Here is a 16,555-nt window from a genome sequence, read left to right as displayed (position 1 = left end):
TTGACGCGTTACGATATAACATAAATAAATCGCGCAACCCCGCAAGCGAGTGATGACATGAGCCCGAACTTTCTTCTGCCCCTCGTCATGGTGACAGCGCTGGCCGGCCCCGCCCTGGCCGAGGTGCCGCGCGTGCTGGCCGATACCCCGGTCACCGCCTCGCTGGCGGCGCTGGTGATGGGCGATCTGGGGCAGCCCGAGGTGCTGGTGCCGCAGGGCGGCGATCCGCATCATTTCCAGCTGCGCCCCAGCCAGGCGCGCAGCCTGCAGGACAGCGATCTGCTGGTCTGGGTCGGCCCGGCGCTGACGCCCTGGCTACAGCGCGCCGCCTCGGGCCTTGGTCCCGGCGCGCAGTCGCTGGCGCTGCAGGATCTGGCGCCGGGCGGTGTCGCGGGCGACGATCCGCATGCCTGGCTTGACCCCGACATTGGCCGCGCCTGGTTGCAGGCCATTGCCGCCGCGCTGGCGGCGCGTGACCCGGACCACGCCGAGACCTATGCCGGCAATGCCCGGCGGGCAGGGCAGGAGATCGCCGATCTCGACCGGCAGTTGCAGGCGCTGCTCGCGCCGCAGGCCGGCAAGGGCTTTGTCGTGCTGCACGATGCCTATGGCCATTTCACCAGCCATTTCGGCCTGGCCCCGGCCATCGCCATCGGTGCAGGCGACGCCGCCAGCCCTTCGGCGGCGCGGCTGCGCGACATCGGCCCGCGCATTCGCGCCGCAGAGGCGCGCTGCGCCTTCGGCGAGGCGAATCACGATCCGCGGCTGCTGGATGGCGCGACCCAGGACATGGGGTTGCGCCGCGGCGCGGATCTGGACCCCGAAGGGGCTGCGGCGCCCCCCGGCCCCGGGCTTTACGCCGCATTGCTGCGCAATCTCGGGCAGGCGCTGGCGGATTGCCTGAATGACTGAAAGCCGCCCGCCGCGACCCCGGAAAACGCGGTGTGCATACCTGAGCGTTTTCCTTTGACATACCTAAGGGAATTTGTCAGGTTGCGCGTGTCACGACCCGCAACAAGGACCAGGACATGACCGCGACCAGCCATGCCGAATTCGCCCGTTCCGGCGCCATCGCGCTGCAGCGTTTCCCCGAATACAATGCCGAGGCCCTGACCGCCGGCGGCAACCAGGCGCTGATCGTGCTGGGCGATCAGGTCTACAACCTGCGCATCACCCGCGCCGGCAAGCTGATCCTGACGAAATGACCCGGGCCGGGGCACAGGCTTGCCGCGCGCCCCGGTGCTGACGCCGCAAGCTAGCCGCGACGCGGCCCCTTGCCCGTGGGCCGCGGTCCCTTGCCGGGGGCACGTCCGGGGTTGCCGGGGCCGGACCTGCCCATCGGCTTGCCCCCGGGCTTGCCGGGACGGAATCCGCCGGGCTTGCCCTCGCCACGCGGCTTGAAGCCCTCGGAGCGCGGCTTGAACCCGCCTTCGCCCTCGGGGCGCTTGAAGCCGGATTTCTTGAATTCGGGTCTGGAGCCCGGCTGGCGCTCGCCATCCTCGCGCTTGGCCCAGGGTTTGCGGTCGCCATCTTCGCGCTTGGCCCATGGTTTGCGCTCGCCGTCCTCGCGCTTGACCCAGGGTTTGCGCTCGCCGTCCTCGCGCTTGGCCCAGGGTTTGCGCTCGCCGTCCTCACGCTTGGCCCAGGGTTTGCGCTCGCCATCCTCGCGCCGGGCGAAGGGCTTGCGCGCGCTCTCGGCGCCGGCGGCGCCGCGCTCGCGGAAGCTGCGCGGCCTGTCCTCGGGCTCGCCGGTCAGCAGCCCGCCCAACTGATCGCGCAGCACCTTGCGCTTGACCTCGCGCACCTCGTTCGCCTCAAGCCCGGTCAGCTTGAACGGGCCATAGCCGATGCGGATCAGCCGGTTCACGATCAGCCCGACATGGGCCATGGCGCGGCGGATCTCGCGGTTGCGGCCCTCGCGGATGCCCACGGTCAGCCAGGCATTGGCGCCCTGCTGGCTGTCGAGCGCGATCTCCATCGGGGCGAATTCCTCGCCCTCGATGGTGACGCCGCGGCGCAGGGGGGCAAAGGTCAGGTCATTGGGCTGGCCGTTCACCCGCACGCGGTAGCGGCGCAGCCAGCCGGTGGTCGGCAGTTCCAGCCGGCGCTTCAGCTCGCCGTCATTGGTCAGCAGCAAAAGCCCTTCCGAGTTCAGGTCGAGCCGGCCCACCGACATCACCCGCGGCAGGTCGCGCGGCAGGGCGTCGAACACGGTCTGGCGACCCTTTTCATCGGATTCCGAGGTCACCAGCCCGACCGGCTTGTAGTAAAGCCACAGCCGGGTTTCCTGCGGCGCATCCAGCGGCTTGCCGTCGACGCGGATCTTGTCGGCGGGGCCCACATCCAGCGCCGGGCTGTCGATCTTTTGTCCGTTCACGCTGACACGGCCCTCGACGATCATGCGCTCGGCCTCGCGGCGGCTGGCGACGCCGGCGCGCGCCATCACCTTGGCGATGCGCTCGCCGCCGGATTCAGGAACAGATTCGGGGGTGTCCGGGGTGTCGGTCATGGCGATCTCCTGCGCATCTCTGCGGTGGCAAAGCGGGGCTTTTACGCCTGCTGCCGCGAAATGGAAAGCAGTTCTTGCGCGAAAGGCAAGCACGGGCGACAAGCGCGCATGGATTTTGCCTCGCATATGCCCGAGGCGCTGGCCGAGGCCCGCGCCGCCGCCCTGCGCGGCGAGGTGCCGGTGGGCGCGGTGCTGGTCGCGGCCGACGGCACCGTGCTGGCGCGTGCCGGCAACCGCACGCGCGAGCTGAGCGACCCGACCGCCCATGCCGAGATCCTGGCCATCCGCGCCGGCTGCGCCGCAATGCGCTCCGAGCGCCTGCCCGGCACGCGGCTGTGGGTGACGCTGGAGCCCTGCCCGATGTGCGCCGCGGCGATCTCGGCGGCAAGGATCGCGGTGATCTATTACGGCGCCGACGATCCGCGCATGGGCGGGGTGCGCCACGGTGCGCGCGTCTTTGACCATGCGCAATGCCACCACCGGCCGCAGGTGCATGACGGCATCGCCGCGGCGCAGGCGGGTGCGCTGCTGAGGGAATTCTTTCGCGACCGGCGCTGATGCCGCGAAGGTCGAAAGAAACTTGCGCTGCACTGCAGCAAACATAGACTGCGGGGCGGGCAAACATGGGGGGACGGCAATGTTTCAGAAGATCCTGATTGCGAATCGCGGCGAAATCGCCATTCGCGTGATGCGGGCGGCCAACGAACTGGGCAAGAAGACGGTCGCCGTCTATGCCGAGGAGGACAAGCTGGGCCTGCACCGCTTCAAGGCGGATGAGGCCTACCGCATCGGCGAGGGGCTGGGGCCGGTGGCGGCCTATCTGTCCATTGCCGAAATCATCCGCGTCGCCCGGGAATCGGGCGCCGACGCCATCCATCCGGGCTATGGGCTGCTTAGCGAAAACCCCGACTTCGTCGATGCCTGCGTGGCTGCCGGCATCGCCTTCATCGGCCCGACCGCGGCGACGATGCGCGCCCTTGGCGACAAGGCCAGCGCCCGGCGCGTGGCCATCGCGGCCGGCGTGCCGGTGATCCCGGCGACCGAGGTGCTGGGCGACGACATGGACGCCATCCGCGCCGAGGCGGCGGCAATCGGCTATCCGCTGATGCTGAAGGCCAGCTGGGGCGGCGGCGGGCGCGGCATGCGCCCGATCATGTCGCCCGAGGAACTGCCCGAGAAGCTGCGCGAGGGAAGGCGCGAGGCCGAGGCCGCCTTCGGCAATGGCGAGGGCTATCTGGAGAGGATGATCCTGCGCGCCCGCCATGTCGAGGTGCAGCTGCTGGGCGATAGCCACGGCGGGCTTTACCATCTTTACGAACGCGACTGCACAGTGCAGCGGCGCAACCAGAAGGTGGTCGAGCGCGCCCCCGCCCCCTATCTGACCCCCGAACAGCGCGCCGAGGTCTGCGATCTGGCGCTGAAGATCGGCCGCGCCGTCGGCTATCAGAACGCCGGCACCGTCGAATTCCTGATGGATATGGACGACGGCCGTTTCTACTTCATCGAGGTGAACCCGCGCGTGCAGGTCGAGCATACGGTGACCGAAGAAGTCACCGGCATCGACATCGTGCAGTCCCAGATCCAGATCAGTGAGGGCGCGACGCTCGCCGAGGCCACCGGCGTCGCCCGGCAGGAGGACATCCGCCTGCAGGGCCACGCGCTGCAATGCCGGGTCACGACCGAGGATCCGCTGAACAATTTCATCCCCGACTATGGCCGCATCACCGCCTATCGCAGCGCCACCGGCAATGGCATCCGCCTGGACGGTGGCACCGCCTATTCCGGCGGGGTGATCACGCGATTCTATGATTCGCTGCTGGTCAAGGTGACGGCGCATGGCCAGACGCCGGAAAAGGCCATCGCCCGCATGGACCGGGCGCTGCGCGAATTCCGCGTGCGCGGCGTGGCGACGAATATCGAATTCGTCATCAACCTGCTGAAACACCCGACCTTCCTGAACGACACCTATACCACCAAGTTCATCGACACGACGGCGGATCTGTTCGCGTTCAGGAAGCGCCGCGACCGCGCGACCAAGCTGTTGATCTATATCGCCGATATTTCGGTGAACGGCCACCCCGAGACTGCCGGCCGCGCCTTGCCCGCCGCCGAGGCGCGCAAGCCCCTGCCCCCCGCGCCGAAGGCCACCCCCGCCCCCGGCACGCGCCAGCTGCTGGAGGCGAAGGGCGCGAAGGCCGTCGCCGACTGGATGCTGGGCGAAAAGCGGCTGCTGATCACCGACACTTCGATGCGCGACGGCCATCAAAGCCTGCTTGCCACGCGCATGCGCAGTATCGACATGATCCGGGTGGCGCCCAGCTATGCCGCGAACCTGCCGGGACTGTTTTCCGTCGAATGCTGGGGCGGCGCTACCTTCGACGTGGCCTACCGCTTCTTGCAGGAATGTCCCTGGCAGCGGCTGCGCGACATCCGCGCCCGCATGCCGAACCTGCTGACGCAGATGCTGCTGCGCGCCAGCAATGGCGTCGGCTATACCAATTATCCCGACAATGTCGTGCAAGGCTTCGTGGACCAGGCGGCGGCGACCGGGGTCGATGTGTTCCGGGTCTTTGACAGCCTGAACTGGGTCGAGAACATGCGCGTCGCCATGGATGCGGTGATCGCGTCGGGCAAGATCTGCGAAGGCACGATCTGCTATACCGGCGATCTGCTGGACCCAGGCCGCGCGAAATACGACCTGAAATACTATGTCGGCATGGCGCGCGGCCTGAAGGATGCCGGTGCGCATGTGCTGGGACTGAAGGACATGGCGGGGCTGTTGAAACCCGCCTCGGCCAGCATCCTCGTGCGCGCCCTGAAAGAGGAAGTGGGCCTGCCCGTCCATTTCCACACCCACGACACCGGCGGCATTTCCGGCGCCACCATCCTGGCTGCCGCCGCAGCCGGGGTGGATGCGGTGGATTGCGCCATGGACGCGCTTTCGGGCAATACATCGCAGCCCTGCCTGGGTTCCGTGGTCGAGGCCCTGCGCCACACCGAACGCGACACCGGCCTCGACATGGCGGCGATCCGCCAGATCTCGAACTATTGGGAGGCGGTCAGGGGCCAGTATGCGGCCTTCGAATCCGGCCTGCAGGCGCCGGCCTCGGAAGTCTGGCTGCACGAGATGCCAGGAGGCCAGTTCACCAATCTCAAGGCGCAGGCGCGCAGCCTCGGCCTTGAGGACCGCTGGCACGAGGTCGCCCGCACCTATGCCGAGGTGAACCAGATGTTCGGCGACATCGTCAAGGTCACCCCCAGCTCCAAGGTGGTGGGCGACATGGCGCTGATGATGGTGGCCCAGGGGCTGAGCCGCGCGCAGGTCGAGGATCCGGCAATCGAGGTCGCCTTTCCCGATTCCGTGGTGGACATGATGCGCGGCAATCTGGGCCAGCCCCCGGGCGGCTGGCCCGCAATGCTGCAAAAGAAGGTGCTGAAGGGCGAGGTGCCGCTGCTGACCCGCCCCGGCGCCAGCATGGCCCCGGTCGATCTGGAGGCCACCCGCGCCGAGGTGAGCCGCCTGCTTGAGGGCAAGCCTGTCGATGACGAGGACCTGCACGGCTATCTGATGTATCCCAAGGTGTTTCTCGACTACATGGGCCGGCACCGGCAATACGGGCCGGTGCGCACCCTGCCCACGCCCACCTTCTTTTACGGCATGGAGCCGGGCGAGGAGATCTCGGTCGAGATCGACCCCGGCAAGACGCTGGAAATCCGCCTGCAGGCCATCGGCGACACCGACGACCAGGGCGAGGTGCGGGTGTTCTTCGAATTGAACGGCCAGCCCCGGGTGATCCGGGTGCCGAACCGGCTGGTCAAGTCCCAGACCCGGGCCCGGCCCAAGGCCGATCCGGGCAATGGCTGCCATGTCGGCGCGCCGATGCCCGGCGTCGTCGCCTCGGTCGCGGTTACGGCCGGGCAGAAGGTCGGCGTGGGCGCCATGCTGCTGACCATCGAGGCGATGAAGATGGAGACCGGCATCCATGCCGACCGCGCCGGGGTGATCAAGGCGCTGCACGTCAGCCCCGGCCAGAGCATCGACGCCAAGGACCTGCTGATCGAGATCGAATAGCCCCGGCCCCACCCCGGCACCCGCCCTGTACCTGCCCCGCCCGCGCCATGCCGCGGGCGGTTTCGTTCCGGCCGCACCCGCAATATTCACCATTGCGTATATTCGTTTTAACGTATATACAGCTGCGGAAACCCGACGATGCAGACATGAGGCCATGCCATGACCGACTCTCCCGAAGTGACGGCGTTTTACGAACCGCGCACCGGTTCGGTGCAATATGTCGTCGCCGATCCCGCCACCGGACAATGCGCCATCATCGACCCGGTGCTGGACTATGACGAGAAATCCGGCGCCACCGCCACCACCGAGGCCGCGCGCATGCTGCAGTTCATCGCCGACAGGGGCTACAGCCTGGCCTGGATCCTTGATACCCATCCCCATGCCGACCATCTTTCGGCAGCGGCCTGGCTGAAGACGCGCACCGGCGCGCCCACCGGCATCGGCGCGCAGGTGGTCGCGGTGCAAAAGCTGTGGCAGGGCTATTACAACCTGCCCGACATGGCCACCGACGGCTCGCAATGGGACCGGCTGTTCGAGGATGGCGACAGTTTCATGCTGGGCAGCATCCCGGTGCGGGTGATGTTCTCGCCCGGGCATACGCTCGCCTCGATCACCTATGTCATCGGCGACGCGGCCTTCGTGCATGACACGATCTTCATGCCCGACAGCGGCACGGCGCGCGCCGATTTCCCGGGTGGCAGCGCCAGCGCGCTGTGGCACTCGCTGCAGGCGATCCTGGCGCTGCCCGAGCGGACGCGCATCTTTACCGGCCATGACTATTGCCCGGGCGGCCGGGCCGCGGCCTGGGAATCGACCGTGGCCGAGCAGAAGGCCAAGAACATCCACATGGCAAAATACCGCAGCGAGGCCGAGTTCGTCGCCGCGCGCGAGGCGCGCGACCGCAGCCTGCCCATGCCACGGTTGATCCTGCACGCGCTCCAGGTGAACACCAATGGCGGCCGCCTGCCGGCCCCGGAATCGAACGGAAGGCGCTATCTGAAGATCCCGCTGAACCTGTTCGAGGCGGCCTGGTGATGGAAAATTTCACCCCCTTCGCCTCGGCCCTGGGCGGGGCGCTGATCGGCTTTGCCGCGGTGCTGCTGATGGCGACGCTTGGCCGGGTGGCGGGCATGACCGGTATCCTGTCCGGCATGGTCTTCGGCCCCGAGCGCGGCTGGCGCGCCGCTTTCCTTCTGGGCGCGGTTCTGGCGCCAGCCGGGCTGGCGGCGCTGGGCCTGCCCATCGGCTTTGCCAGCCCGGTGCCATGGCCGGGGCTGGTCATCGGCGGGCTTGTCGTCGGCATCGGCGTCAGCTATGGCGGCGGCTGCACCTCGGGGCACGGGATCTGCGGCAATGCCCGGCTGTCGCCGCGTTCGCTGGTGGCGACGGCAAGCTTCATGCTGAGCGCGGGCATCACCGTCTATGTCATCCGCCATGTGATTGGAGGGTTCTGACATGCAGCTGCTGGTTGCATTGGCCTGCGGGCTGGTCTTTGGCGCCGGCATCGCGGTCTCGGGCATGATCAGCCCGGCCAAGGTGCTGGATTTCTTTGACATCGCCGGCAACTGGGACCCTTCGCTCGCCTTTGTCATGGGCGGCGCGCTGGCGGTCGCGATGATCGGCTATCGCCTGGTTCTGCGCCGGACGCAGCCGCTGCTGGCGCCGGCCTTCCAGTTGCCGACGCGGCGCGACCTGGACCCGGCGCTGATCCTCGGCTCGGGCCTGTTCGGGGTGGGCTGGGGCATCGCCGGCTTTTGCCCCGGAGCCTCGATCCCGGCGCTGGGGCTGGGCCAGCCCGATGCGCTGATCTTTGTCGGCGCCATGCTGGCCGGTATCGCCATCGCCCGGCGACTGCGCGCATGATGCTGCCGGTGCGGCACTGGGCGCGCGGCTATGGCAGCACGGCGCTGGCGGCGGACCTGCTGGCGGCGGCGATCGTGACGATCATGCTGATCCCGCAAAGCCTGGCCTATGCCATGCTGGCGGGGCTGCCGCCCGAGGTCGGGCTTTACGCCTCGATCCTGCCGCTGGTGGCCTATGCGGCCTTCGGCACCTCACGGGTGCTGGCGGTGGGGCCGGTGGCGGTGGTGTCCCTGATGACCGCCTCGGCCATCGGGCCGGTGGTGCAGGCAGGGCTGGCCGGGCCCTTGCAGGCGGCGCTGGCGCTGGCGCTGCTCTCGGGCGCCATGCTGCTGCTGGCGGGCGCGCTGCGGCTGGGGTTCCTGGCGAATTTCCTCAGCCATCCGGTCATCTCGGGCTTCATCACCGCCTCGGGCATCCTGATCGCCGCCGGCCAGGCCGGGCACATGCTGGGCGTGGCGGCCCCGGGCACCACCCTGCCCTCGATCGCCGCCGCGCTGTGGCAGCGGATCGGGCAGACCAACCCATGGACCATGGCCATCGGCCTGGGATCGCTGGGCTTTCTTCATGCGGCGCGACGCTGGGCGCGGCCCGGGCTGCGGCGCCTCGGCCTGCCGCCCCGGCTGGCCGACATGCTGGCGCGCGCCGCGCCGCTGCTGGCGATCGCGGCGGCGATCTTGCTGGTCCGGGCACTGGATCTGGAGGCGCGCGGCGTGGCGCTGGTCGGCGCCATCCCGCGCGGCCTGCCGCAACCGGGCCTGCCGCCCATGTCGATCGACCTGCTGCTGGCGCTGGCGCCGGCGGCAGGGCTGATCTCGGTCGTGGGCTTTGTGGAATCGGTCTCGGTCGGGCAGACGCTGGCGGCGCAGCGGCGCGAGCGCATCGCCCCCGACCAGGAGTTGATCGGCCTCGGCGCCGCCAATATCGCCGCCGGGCTGAGCGGCGGCTACCCGGTCACCGGCGGCTTTGCCCGGTCCGTGGTCAATGCCGACGCGGGCGCGCAGACGCCGGCGGCGGGGCTCTTCACCGCCCTAGGCATCGCGATGGCCTCGCTGTTTCTGACGCCGCTGCTGGCGCAGTTGCCGCAGGCGGTGCTGGCCGCCACCATCATCCTCGCCGTGCTGGCGCTGGTCGACCTGCCGGCGATGCGCCGCGTCCATGCCTATTCACGCCAGGATTTCGCCGCCATGGGTGTCACCATCCTCGCCACCCTGACCCTGGGGGTGGAACAGGGGATCACCGCCGGCGTCGCCTTGTCGCTGATCTTGCAGCTTTACCGCAGTTCGCGCCCGCATTCGGCCATCGTCGGCCAGGTGCCGGGGACCGAGCATTATCGCAACATCGACCGCCACCAGGTGCTGACCTGGCCCGAGATCCTGTCGCTGCGCGTCGACGAAAGCCTGTATTTCGCCAATGCCCGCTTCCTTGAGGACCGCATCGCGGCGCTGGTGGCGGACAACCCGCGCCTGCGCCATGTCGTGTTGATGTGCCCGGCGGTGAACCATATTGACGCCAGCGCCCTGGAAAGCCTTGCCGAGATCAACCGCCGCCTCGGCGAATCCGGGGTGAAGCTGCATCTGAGCGAGGTCAAGGGCCCGGTCATGGACCGGCTGCGGCGCAGCGACTTTCTGTCGCAGCTGGGCGGCGAGGTCTTTCTGTCGCAGCACCAGGCGGTCAGCCGGCTGCGCGCCCAGGATCAGCGGGCGCAGAAACTGTCGTAAAGCACCGCGATCACCCGCCGCGCCGGCTCGCTTTCGATGCGATACCAGATGGTCTGGCCGTCGCGGCGGCCGGCGATGATGCCCTCGCGGCGCAGCAGCGCCAGATGCTGCGACACGGTGGAATCGCGGATGCCCAGGAAATGTGCCAGTTCGCCCACCGAGCGCTCGCCGTTGCCCAGCGCGCAAAGGATCAGCAGCCGGTGCGGATTGCCCAGCGATTTCAGGAAGGTGCCGGCGGCGTCGGCGGCGCCGCGCATCGCCTCGGGGTCGATGGTATCCGGATCAGAGCTGGCGTTCATTTGCAAAAATCTACAGGAATGCGAATATATCGTCAATGCGCGCCCCTTGCGCGCGGCCAATGGCACGGAGGATCACGGCATGGGCCTGCTGGTGGACGGTATCTGGTGCGACGAATGGTATGACACCGAAAGCAGCGGCGGGCGCTTTCAGCGCAGCGTCACCACGCATCGCAACTGGATCACCCGCGACGGCCGGCCCGGCCCCAGCGGCAAGGGCGGCTTTGCCCCGGACAGCGGCCGCTATCATCTCTACGTCTCATATGCCTGCCCCTGGGCGCATCGCACGCTGATCTTTCGCGCCCTGAAGGGGCTGGAGCGCCATATCGGCGTCTCGGTCGTCGATCCCGACATGCTGGCCGAGGGCTGGACCTTTGCCACCGACTTTCCCGGCAGCACCGGCGATCGCCAGTTCGGCCTGCCCTTCCTGCGGGATATTTACCTGCGCGTCGATCCCCGCGCCTCGGGGCGGGTCACCGTGCCGGTGTTGTGGGACAGCGCGACCGAGAGCATCGTCAGCAACGAAAGCGCCGAGATCATCCGCATGTTCAACAGGGCCTTCGACGGGCTGACCGGCAACCGCGACGACTATTGCCCGCCCGAACTGCTGGGCCAGATCGACGCGCTGAACGCACGGCTCTACGAGCGGGTGAACAACGGCGTCTACAAGGCGGGCTTCGCCACCTCGCAGCCCGCCTATGACGAGGCGGTGACGGCGCTGTTTCACGAGATGGACTGGCTCGAGGCGCATCTGGCGGCAAACCGCTATCTGTGCGGCCCCCGCCTGACCGAGGCCGACTGGCGGCTGTTCACCACCATGGTGCGCTTCGATCCGGTCTATCACACGCATTTCAAGTGCAACCGCGCCTGGCTGCGGGAATACCCCAGCCTCTGGGGCTGGGCGCGCGAGCTTTACCAATGGCCCGGCGTGGCCGAGACCGTGCATTTCGACCATATCGTGCGCCACTACCACTACAGCCATGCGACGATCAATCCGCACCGCATCATCCCGATCAACCCGCTGATCGACTGGACCGCCCCGCATGGCCGCGAGCGGATCGCGCCGCTTCCCTAGGATTTCCCTCTGGATTGACATTGCCTCCGGCTCGGGTATTGACTCGGGTCGGGCCAGATGGCCCGGCAGGCCCGCAGCAAAGGCCCTTCGACCGTCGACGCGTCCTGTCAGCCAGTCCCGTGACCGAGACACAGCCGGAGAAGTCCCATGCTTGCCCCCTTCCTGATCATGCTGCGCGAGGGGCTGGAGGCGGCCCTGATCGTCGGCATCATCGCCGGCTATCTGCGCAAGACCGGCCGCCAGGAGTGGCTGCCCGCGATCTGGCTGGGGGTGCTGCTGGCGGCGGCGGTGTCGCTGTTCGCGGGCGCCGCGATCCAGTTGATCAGCGCCAGCTTTCCGCAAAAGGCGCAGGAACTGTTCGAGGCGGTGATCGGCCTGATCGCCGTGGTGGTGCTGGTCAGCATGGTGTTCTGGATGCGCCGCGCTTCGCGCACCATCAAGTCCGAACTGCACGCCTCGATCGACGAGGCCCTGGCGCACAAGGGCCCCGCCGGCACCTGGGCGCTGATCGGCATGGTATTCCTGGCCGTGGCGCGCGAGGGGCTGGAATCGGTGTTCTTCCTGCTGGCGATCTTTCAGCAAAGCCAGGGCCCTGCGGCGCCCATCGGCGCGCTGCTGGGCCTGGCCGTCGCGATCGCGGCGGGCTGGGCGATCTATGCCGGGGCGCTGCGGCTGGACCTGCGGCGCTTTTTCCGCTGGACCGGGGTGTTCATCCTGCTGGTCGCAGCCGGGCTGCTGAGCACATCCCTGCGCGCCCTGCACGAGGCCGGGCTGTGGAACGGCATGCAGGAACGCGTCTTTGACCTGGGCGCGGTGCTGCCCGAATCCAGCGCCCTGGGCACGGTGCTGTCGGGCGTCCTTGGCTATCGCGAGGCGCCGACCCTGGGCGAGGCGCTGGTCTGGGGCATCTTCCTGGCGGTGACGCTGGTGCTTTTCCTTCGGCCGCAGTCGGGCAGCGTGCCGGCACAGGCCCAAACCGCGGGACGCAAACCATGACTTCTTCTTCGCGGGGCATGTCCCTGGCGATCGCCGGCGCGGCGGTGCTGGTGCTGGCCGGCGGCGTCGCCTTCTGGCTGGCGACGCAGCGCAATGCCGCGACCACGATCGGTGCCGATCAGCTGGTCACCGTCAAGGCCACCACCTGCGAGCCCAATGCCATCACCGTGGCCGGCGGCCGGCGCCGCTTCGAGATCGTGAACGCCAGCGACCGCCCGATCGAGTGGGAAATCCTCGATGGCGTCATGGTCGTGGCCGAGCGCGAGAACATCGCCCCGGGCTATCGCACCACCCTGGAGGTGCAGCTGCAGCCGGGGGAATACGCCATCACCTGCGGGCTGCTGTCCAATCCGCGCGGCACGCTCAGCGTCACCGCCTCGGACGAGGCGGCGCAGGCGGCATCCGAGGTGACGCTGCGCAAGTTCCTCGGGCCGCTGGCGGAATATCGCGTCTATCTGGTCATGCAGGGCAATGCCGCGCTGAAGGCCGCCGAGGCGCTGCAGGCCGCCATCGCCGCGGGCGATCTGGAGGCGGCCCAGGCCGCCTGGCGCGAGGCCCGCCTGCCCTATCGCCGCATCGAGCCGCTGGCCAGCCGATTCTCGGACCTGGAAGGGCGCATCGACCCGCAGGCGCTGTATCTGAAGGACCGCGAACAGGACCCGGCCTTCTCGGGCTATCACCGGCTGGAATACGGGTTGTTTCACAATGCCAGCACCGAAGGTCTGGCGCCGGTCGCCGATCAGCTGGTGGCGGATCTGCGCGCGCTGGCCGCGCCGCTGAAGGAAACGCCGCTGGATCCCGGGCTGCTGATCGAACTGCCGGCCGAGGCCGCGATCCAGATCGCCCAGGCGCAGGTGCCGCAGGGCGAGAACCTTTACGCCGGCAACGACCTTGACGACCTGGCCGCCAGCATGGAGGGCATCGGCAAGCTGGCCGGTCTGCTGCGGCAGGTGGTCGCGGGTGTCGACCCGGCGCTCGACTCTGCCATCGGTCAAGATATTGCCGCGGTGGACGGACAGATCGCCGCCATGCGCGCGCTTGACCACGCGAGCTATGGCGAGATGCCCGCCGAACAGCGCGAAAGCCTGGCCGCGGCACTGACGCGGTTGTCGGACGATCTGCGCAAGCTGCAACCTGCAATCGGGATCAACTGAGATGACGACAAGGCCTCACGGACCGGCGGCGACGCGCCGCAGCCTGCTCAAGGGGATCGGCATCGGCGCCATGGGTGCGCTGGCCCTGCCCGCCCGCGCCCAGCAGGCGCTGCCCAATGTCGATGACGCGCCGCATCTGATCCCCGAGATCGCAGCGCGCAGCGTGCCCTTCTATGGCACGCATCAGGCCGGGATCACCACCCCGCGCCCGGCCAGCGGCATCGTCGCCGCCTTCGACGTGGTGGCGACCTCGCTTGACGATTTCGAGCGCATGCTGAAGGCGCTGACCGAACGCGCCGCCTTCCTGACCCAGGGCGGCAGCGTGCCGCAGCGCGACCCCAAACTGCCGCCGGCCGATTCCGGCCTGCTGGGCAGCGAGATCGCCCCCGACAACCTGACCATCACCCTGGCGCTGGGCGATTCGCTGTTTCAGAACCAGCCCTGGCTGGCCGGGCTCAAGCCGGCGCGACTGCAGCGCATGGTGCAGTTTCGCAATGACGCGCTGGTGGCGGAATGGTGCCATGGCGACCTGTCGCTGCAATTCTGCGCCAATCTGCAGGATACCAATATCCACGCCCTGCGCGACATCGTGAAGAACCTCTCAGAGTTTCTGGTGCTGCGCTGGATGGTCGAGGGCTCGGTGCCGCCGGTGGCGCCGGCGCCCGACGGCTCGACCCCCAGTGCGCGCAACTTCCTGGGATTCCGCGACGGCTCGGCCAATCCCGACGCCAATGACGCGGAACTGATGGCGCGCGTCGTCTGGACCTCGAGCCCCGAGGAGCCGCAATGGGCGCATGGCGGCAGCTATCAGGCGGTGCGCATCATCCGCAACATGGTCGAGCGCTGGGATCGCACGCCGTTGCGCGAACAGGAACAGATCTTCGGCCGCACCAAGGAAACCGGGGCACCGCTGGACGCGCCGCATGCCACCGAACATCACGTGCCCGATTTTGCCGCCGACCCCGACGGCGCGGCCACGCCGACGGATTCCCACATCCGCCTCGCCAATCCGCGCGACGCGGCCAGCCAGAAGAACCTGATGCTGCGCCGCCCCTTCAACTATTCGCGCGGCGCGCTGAAGAACGGCCAGCTGGACCAGGGGCTGCTGTTCATCGCCTGGCAGGCCGATCTCGAGGCCGGCTTCATCACCGTGCAGAACCGCCTGAACGGTGAGCCGCTGGAAGAATACATCAAACCCGTCGGCGGCGGCTATTTCTTTGCCCTGCCGGGGGTCAGCGGGCCGGGGGACTATCTCGGCTCATCCCTTGTCACCGCAGCCAGGCAGAGCTGATCCGCCAAGCCGAAAACCAAAGCAGAACCGGAAGGAAACGGGATGGTTGAACGAAAATCCGCCATGACAGCACTGGCGTTGGTGCTGGCCGGCTGGGGCATGACGGCCAAGGCCGCGGACCCCTCGCTGGACCTTGTGGCGCCCCTGGCCGAATACAAGATCTATGTGGCCGAGAACACCGCGCAGCTGATCACCGACGTGACGGCCTTCACCGATGCCGTGAAGGCGGGCGATGTCGAAAAGGCCAAGGCGCTGTTCGCGCCTACCCGCGTCAGCTGGGAAAAGGTCGAGCCGATCGCCGAGCTGTTCTCGGATCTCGACGTGTCGATCGACGCCCGCGCCGACGATTTTGAAAAGGCCGAGGCCGACCCTGGCTTCACCGGCTTTCACCGCATCGAATACGGCCTGTGGGAAAAGAACTCGACCGAGGGTCTGGCCGAATATGCCGACAAGCTGCTGGCGGATGTGAAGGATCTGGACAAGCGCATCGCCAGTCTGACCTTCCCGCCCGAAATCGTCGTCGGCGGCGCCGCCGTGCTGATGGAGGAGGTCGCCGCCACCAAGATCTCGGGCGAGGAGGACCGCTATTCCCACACCGACCTGTGGGATTTCGACGCGAACTTCGCCGGTTCGAAAAAAATCTATGACCTGCTGCGGCCGCTGATCGCCGGCAGCGAGGCGGAATTCGTCGCCCGCGTGGACGGCAACTTCCAGGCGGTGGACGAGGTGCTGGCGAAATACCGCACCCCCGAGGGCGGCTATGTCTCCTATGAGGAACTCACCGACGTGGACCGCAACCTGCTGGCGGCCAAGGTAAATACCCTGGCCGAGGATCTCTCGACGCTGCGCGGCAAGCTCGGCCTCGGCTGAGCCCACCCCGCGCCACGGCCCGGGCGGCCCCATGCCGCCCCGGCCCCACCTGCGCGCCGTTTCCGCACAAGTCGCCGCGCCCGCAAAATTATCCGGCATGGGCGGCTTTTTCCGCTTGCGCCTCCCCGGCGCCCCCCCTATACGACGCCTCACGCAGACGGCGACGCCGCGCTGCAGACCTCCGGTGGGGCCATAGCTCAGTTGGTAGAGCGCTTGAATGGCATTCAAGAGGTCAGGGGTTCGACTCCCCTTGGCTCCACCAAACTTAATTCACCTCCCTCAGCATCACCTAAGGCTTTGAAGATCAAGGTAGGATTTGGTGTTCGAAAGCCACGTCCTTGGGCATATCGCGGCGGTGTCGCGAAACAGGCACGAAGAAGTGCCCGCCTAACAGTGATGTCGCCTTTTTCTCAAGTATATGAAGCTCTTGCGAGGATGCGGCGTGAGTGTTCGAACATTTCAGGCGGGGTTTGCGTTGCCGCTTTCAGTTTTTGGTGTTGGGCCTCCTTGATCTTCTGGGCACCTCGAAAAATTGCCCTGACCGGGCGGCTGGGGTAGGTGTCAGAGGTATTCGGCAGGTGGAGCGTAACGATGGCGCAGATGGGTTTCTTTGATCTTTCAGACCGCTACGCGCGCCTGGACGCCAAGAAAGACCCGCTGGTCGCGATCGACGCCGTCGTGCCCTGGGAGGAATTCCGCCCAAGGCTTGAA

General features: G+C 67.9%; 15 protein-coding genes, 1 tRNA gene and 1 pseudogene. 15 read left to right on the top strand and 2 right to left on the bottom strand.

Annotated elements, in window-relative coordinates; all coding sequences use genetic code 11:
* The first annotated feature begins 57 nt into the window (after positions 1 to 57).
* Together WMK75_RS09715 and WMK75_RS09710 are read left to right on the top strand one after the other, a co-directional pair.
* Positions 58 to 912 carry a zinc ABC transporter substrate-binding protein gene (locus tag WMK75_RS09715; RefSeq protein ID WP_347267481.1) on the top strand — a complete coding sequence of 285 codons (855 nt, stop codon included), beginning with the start codon at positions 58 to 60 and terminating at the stop codon, positions 910 to 912.
* A 116-nt stretch (positions 913 to 1,028) separates the two neighbouring features.
* Positions 1,029 to 1,205: a hemin uptake protein HemP gene (locus WMK75_RS09710; RefSeq protein WP_347267480.1), complete on the top strand. Its 177-nt coding sequence runs from the start codon at positions 1,029 to 1,031 to the stop codon at positions 1,203 to 1,205.
* Between the two features lie 50 nt (positions 1,206 to 1,255).
* Here WMK75_RS09710 and WMK75_RS09705 read toward each other — a convergent pair whose 3' ends face one another.
* The gene (locus WMK75_RS09705) at positions 1,256 to 2,509 is read right to left on the bottom strand and encodes a pseudouridine synthase (RefSeq protein WP_347267479.1); all 1,254 of its coding nucleotides are present in this window, start codon (positions 2,507 to 2,509) and stop codon (positions 1,256 to 1,258) included.
* A gap of 108 nt (positions 2,510 to 2,617) precedes the next feature.
* Between WMK75_RS09705 and WMK75_RS09700 the strand changes: the two genes are divergently transcribed.
* The 6 genes from WMK75_RS09700 (at position 2,618) to sulP (ending at position 10,162) form a co-directional block, all read left to right on the top strand.
* Positions 2,618 to 3,067 (top strand): nucleoside deaminase, encoded by a 450-nt coding sequence (locus WMK75_RS09700; RefSeq protein WP_347267478.1) that lies wholly within the window; start codon positions 2,618 to 2,620, stop codon positions 3,065 to 3,067.
* A gap of 79 nt (positions 3,068 to 3,146) precedes the next feature.
* Positions 3,147 to 6,581: a pyruvate carboxylase gene (locus tag WMK75_RS09695; protein WP_347267477.1), complete on the top strand. Its 3,435-nt coding sequence runs from the start codon at positions 3,147 to 3,149 to the stop codon at positions 6,579 to 6,581.
* A gap of 159 nt (positions 6,582 to 6,740) precedes the next feature.
* Positions 6,741 to 7,616, top strand: coding sequence for an MBL fold metallo-hydrolase (locus tag WMK75_RS09690; protein WP_347267476.1), 876 nt, complete (start codon positions 6,741 to 6,743; stop codon positions 7,614 to 7,616).
* Positions 7,616 to 8,035, top strand: coding sequence for a YeeE/YedE family protein (locus WMK75_RS09685; protein WP_347267475.1), 420 nt, complete (start codon positions 7,616 to 7,618; stop codon positions 8,033 to 8,035). Before WMK75_RS09690 ends, WMK75_RS09685 begins: the two co-directional genes overlap by 1 nt.
* 1 nt (position 8,036) lies before the next feature.
* A complete protein-coding gene (locus WMK75_RS09680) occupies positions 8,037 to 8,444 on the top strand; it encodes a DUF6691 family protein (RefSeq protein ID WP_347267474.1) in 408 nt (135 codons plus the stop codon).
* Positions 8,441 to 10,162: a sulfate permease gene (gene sulP, locus WMK75_RS09675; protein ID WP_347267473.1), complete on the top strand. Its 1,722-nt coding sequence runs from the start codon at positions 8,441 to 8,443 to the stop codon at positions 10,160 to 10,162. Before WMK75_RS09680 ends, sulP begins: the two co-directional genes overlap by 4 nt.
* On the opposite strand, the gene WMK75_RS09670 is transcribed toward sulP, so the two are convergent.
* Complete coding sequence (locus WMK75_RS09670; RefSeq protein WP_347267472.1) at positions 10,138 to 10,461, bottom strand: metalloregulator ArsR/SmtB family transcription factor; 324 nt, start codon at positions 10,459 to 10,461, stop codon at positions 10,138 to 10,140. The genes sulP and WMK75_RS09670 overlap by 25 nt on opposite strands.
* Positions 10,462 to 10,540: 79 nt before the next feature.
* Here WMK75_RS09670 and WMK75_RS09665 point away from each other — a divergent pair, with 79 nt between their 5' ends.
* From WMK75_RS09665 to WMK75_RS09635, 7 genes and pseudogenes are all read left to right on the top strand, one after another.
* Positions 10,541 to 11,533: a glutathione S-transferase family protein gene (locus WMK75_RS09665; protein ID WP_347267471.1), complete on the top strand. Its 993-nt coding sequence runs from the start codon at positions 10,541 to 10,543 to the stop codon at positions 11,531 to 11,533.
* Between the two features lie 147 nt (positions 11,534 to 11,680).
* Complete coding sequence (efeU, locus tag WMK75_RS09660; protein WP_347267470.1) at positions 11,681 to 12,529, top strand: iron uptake transporter permease EfeU; 849 nt, start codon at positions 11,681 to 11,683, stop codon at positions 12,527 to 12,529.
* On the top strand, positions 12,526 to 13,683 hold the full coding sequence (gene efeO / locus WMK75_RS09655; protein ID WP_347267469.1) for an iron uptake system protein EfeO: 1,158 nt from the start codon (positions 12,526 to 12,528) through the stop codon (positions 13,681 to 13,683). Before efeU ends, efeO (WMK75_RS09655) begins: the two co-directional genes overlap by 4 nt.
* Before the next feature lies 1 nt (position 13,684).
* Positions 13,685 to 14,974, top strand: a complete 1,290-nt coding sequence (gene efeB, locus WMK75_RS09650) for an iron uptake transporter deferrochelatase/peroxidase subunit (RefSeq protein WP_347267468.1) — start codon at positions 13,685 to 13,687, stop codon at positions 14,972 to 14,974.
* A gap of 42 nt (positions 14,975 to 15,016) precedes the next feature.
* Positions 15,017 to 15,844 (top strand): iron uptake system protein EfeO, encoded by an 828-nt coding sequence (efeO, locus tag WMK75_RS09645; RefSeq protein WP_347267467.1) that lies wholly within the window; start codon positions 15,017 to 15,019, stop codon positions 15,842 to 15,844.
* 186 nt (positions 15,845 to 16,030) lie between these two features.
* A tRNA-Ala gene (locus WMK75_RS09640) sits at positions 16,031 to 16,106 on the top strand.
* A gap of 329 nt (positions 16,107 to 16,435) precedes the next feature.
* A pseudogene (locus tag WMK75_RS09635) lies at positions 16,436 to 16,555 on the top strand (IS5/IS1182 family transposase); the annotation flags it as partial.

It is taken from the genome of Paracoccus sp. (in: a-proteobacteria) (assembly GCF_039808215.1).
GTDB lineage: Bacteria > Pseudomonadota > Alphaproteobacteria > Rhodobacterales > Rhodobacteraceae > Paracoccus.
The sequence above is the reverse complement of the archived record's forward strand: the minus strand, read 5'-3'. Positions and strand labels throughout refer to the sequence as shown.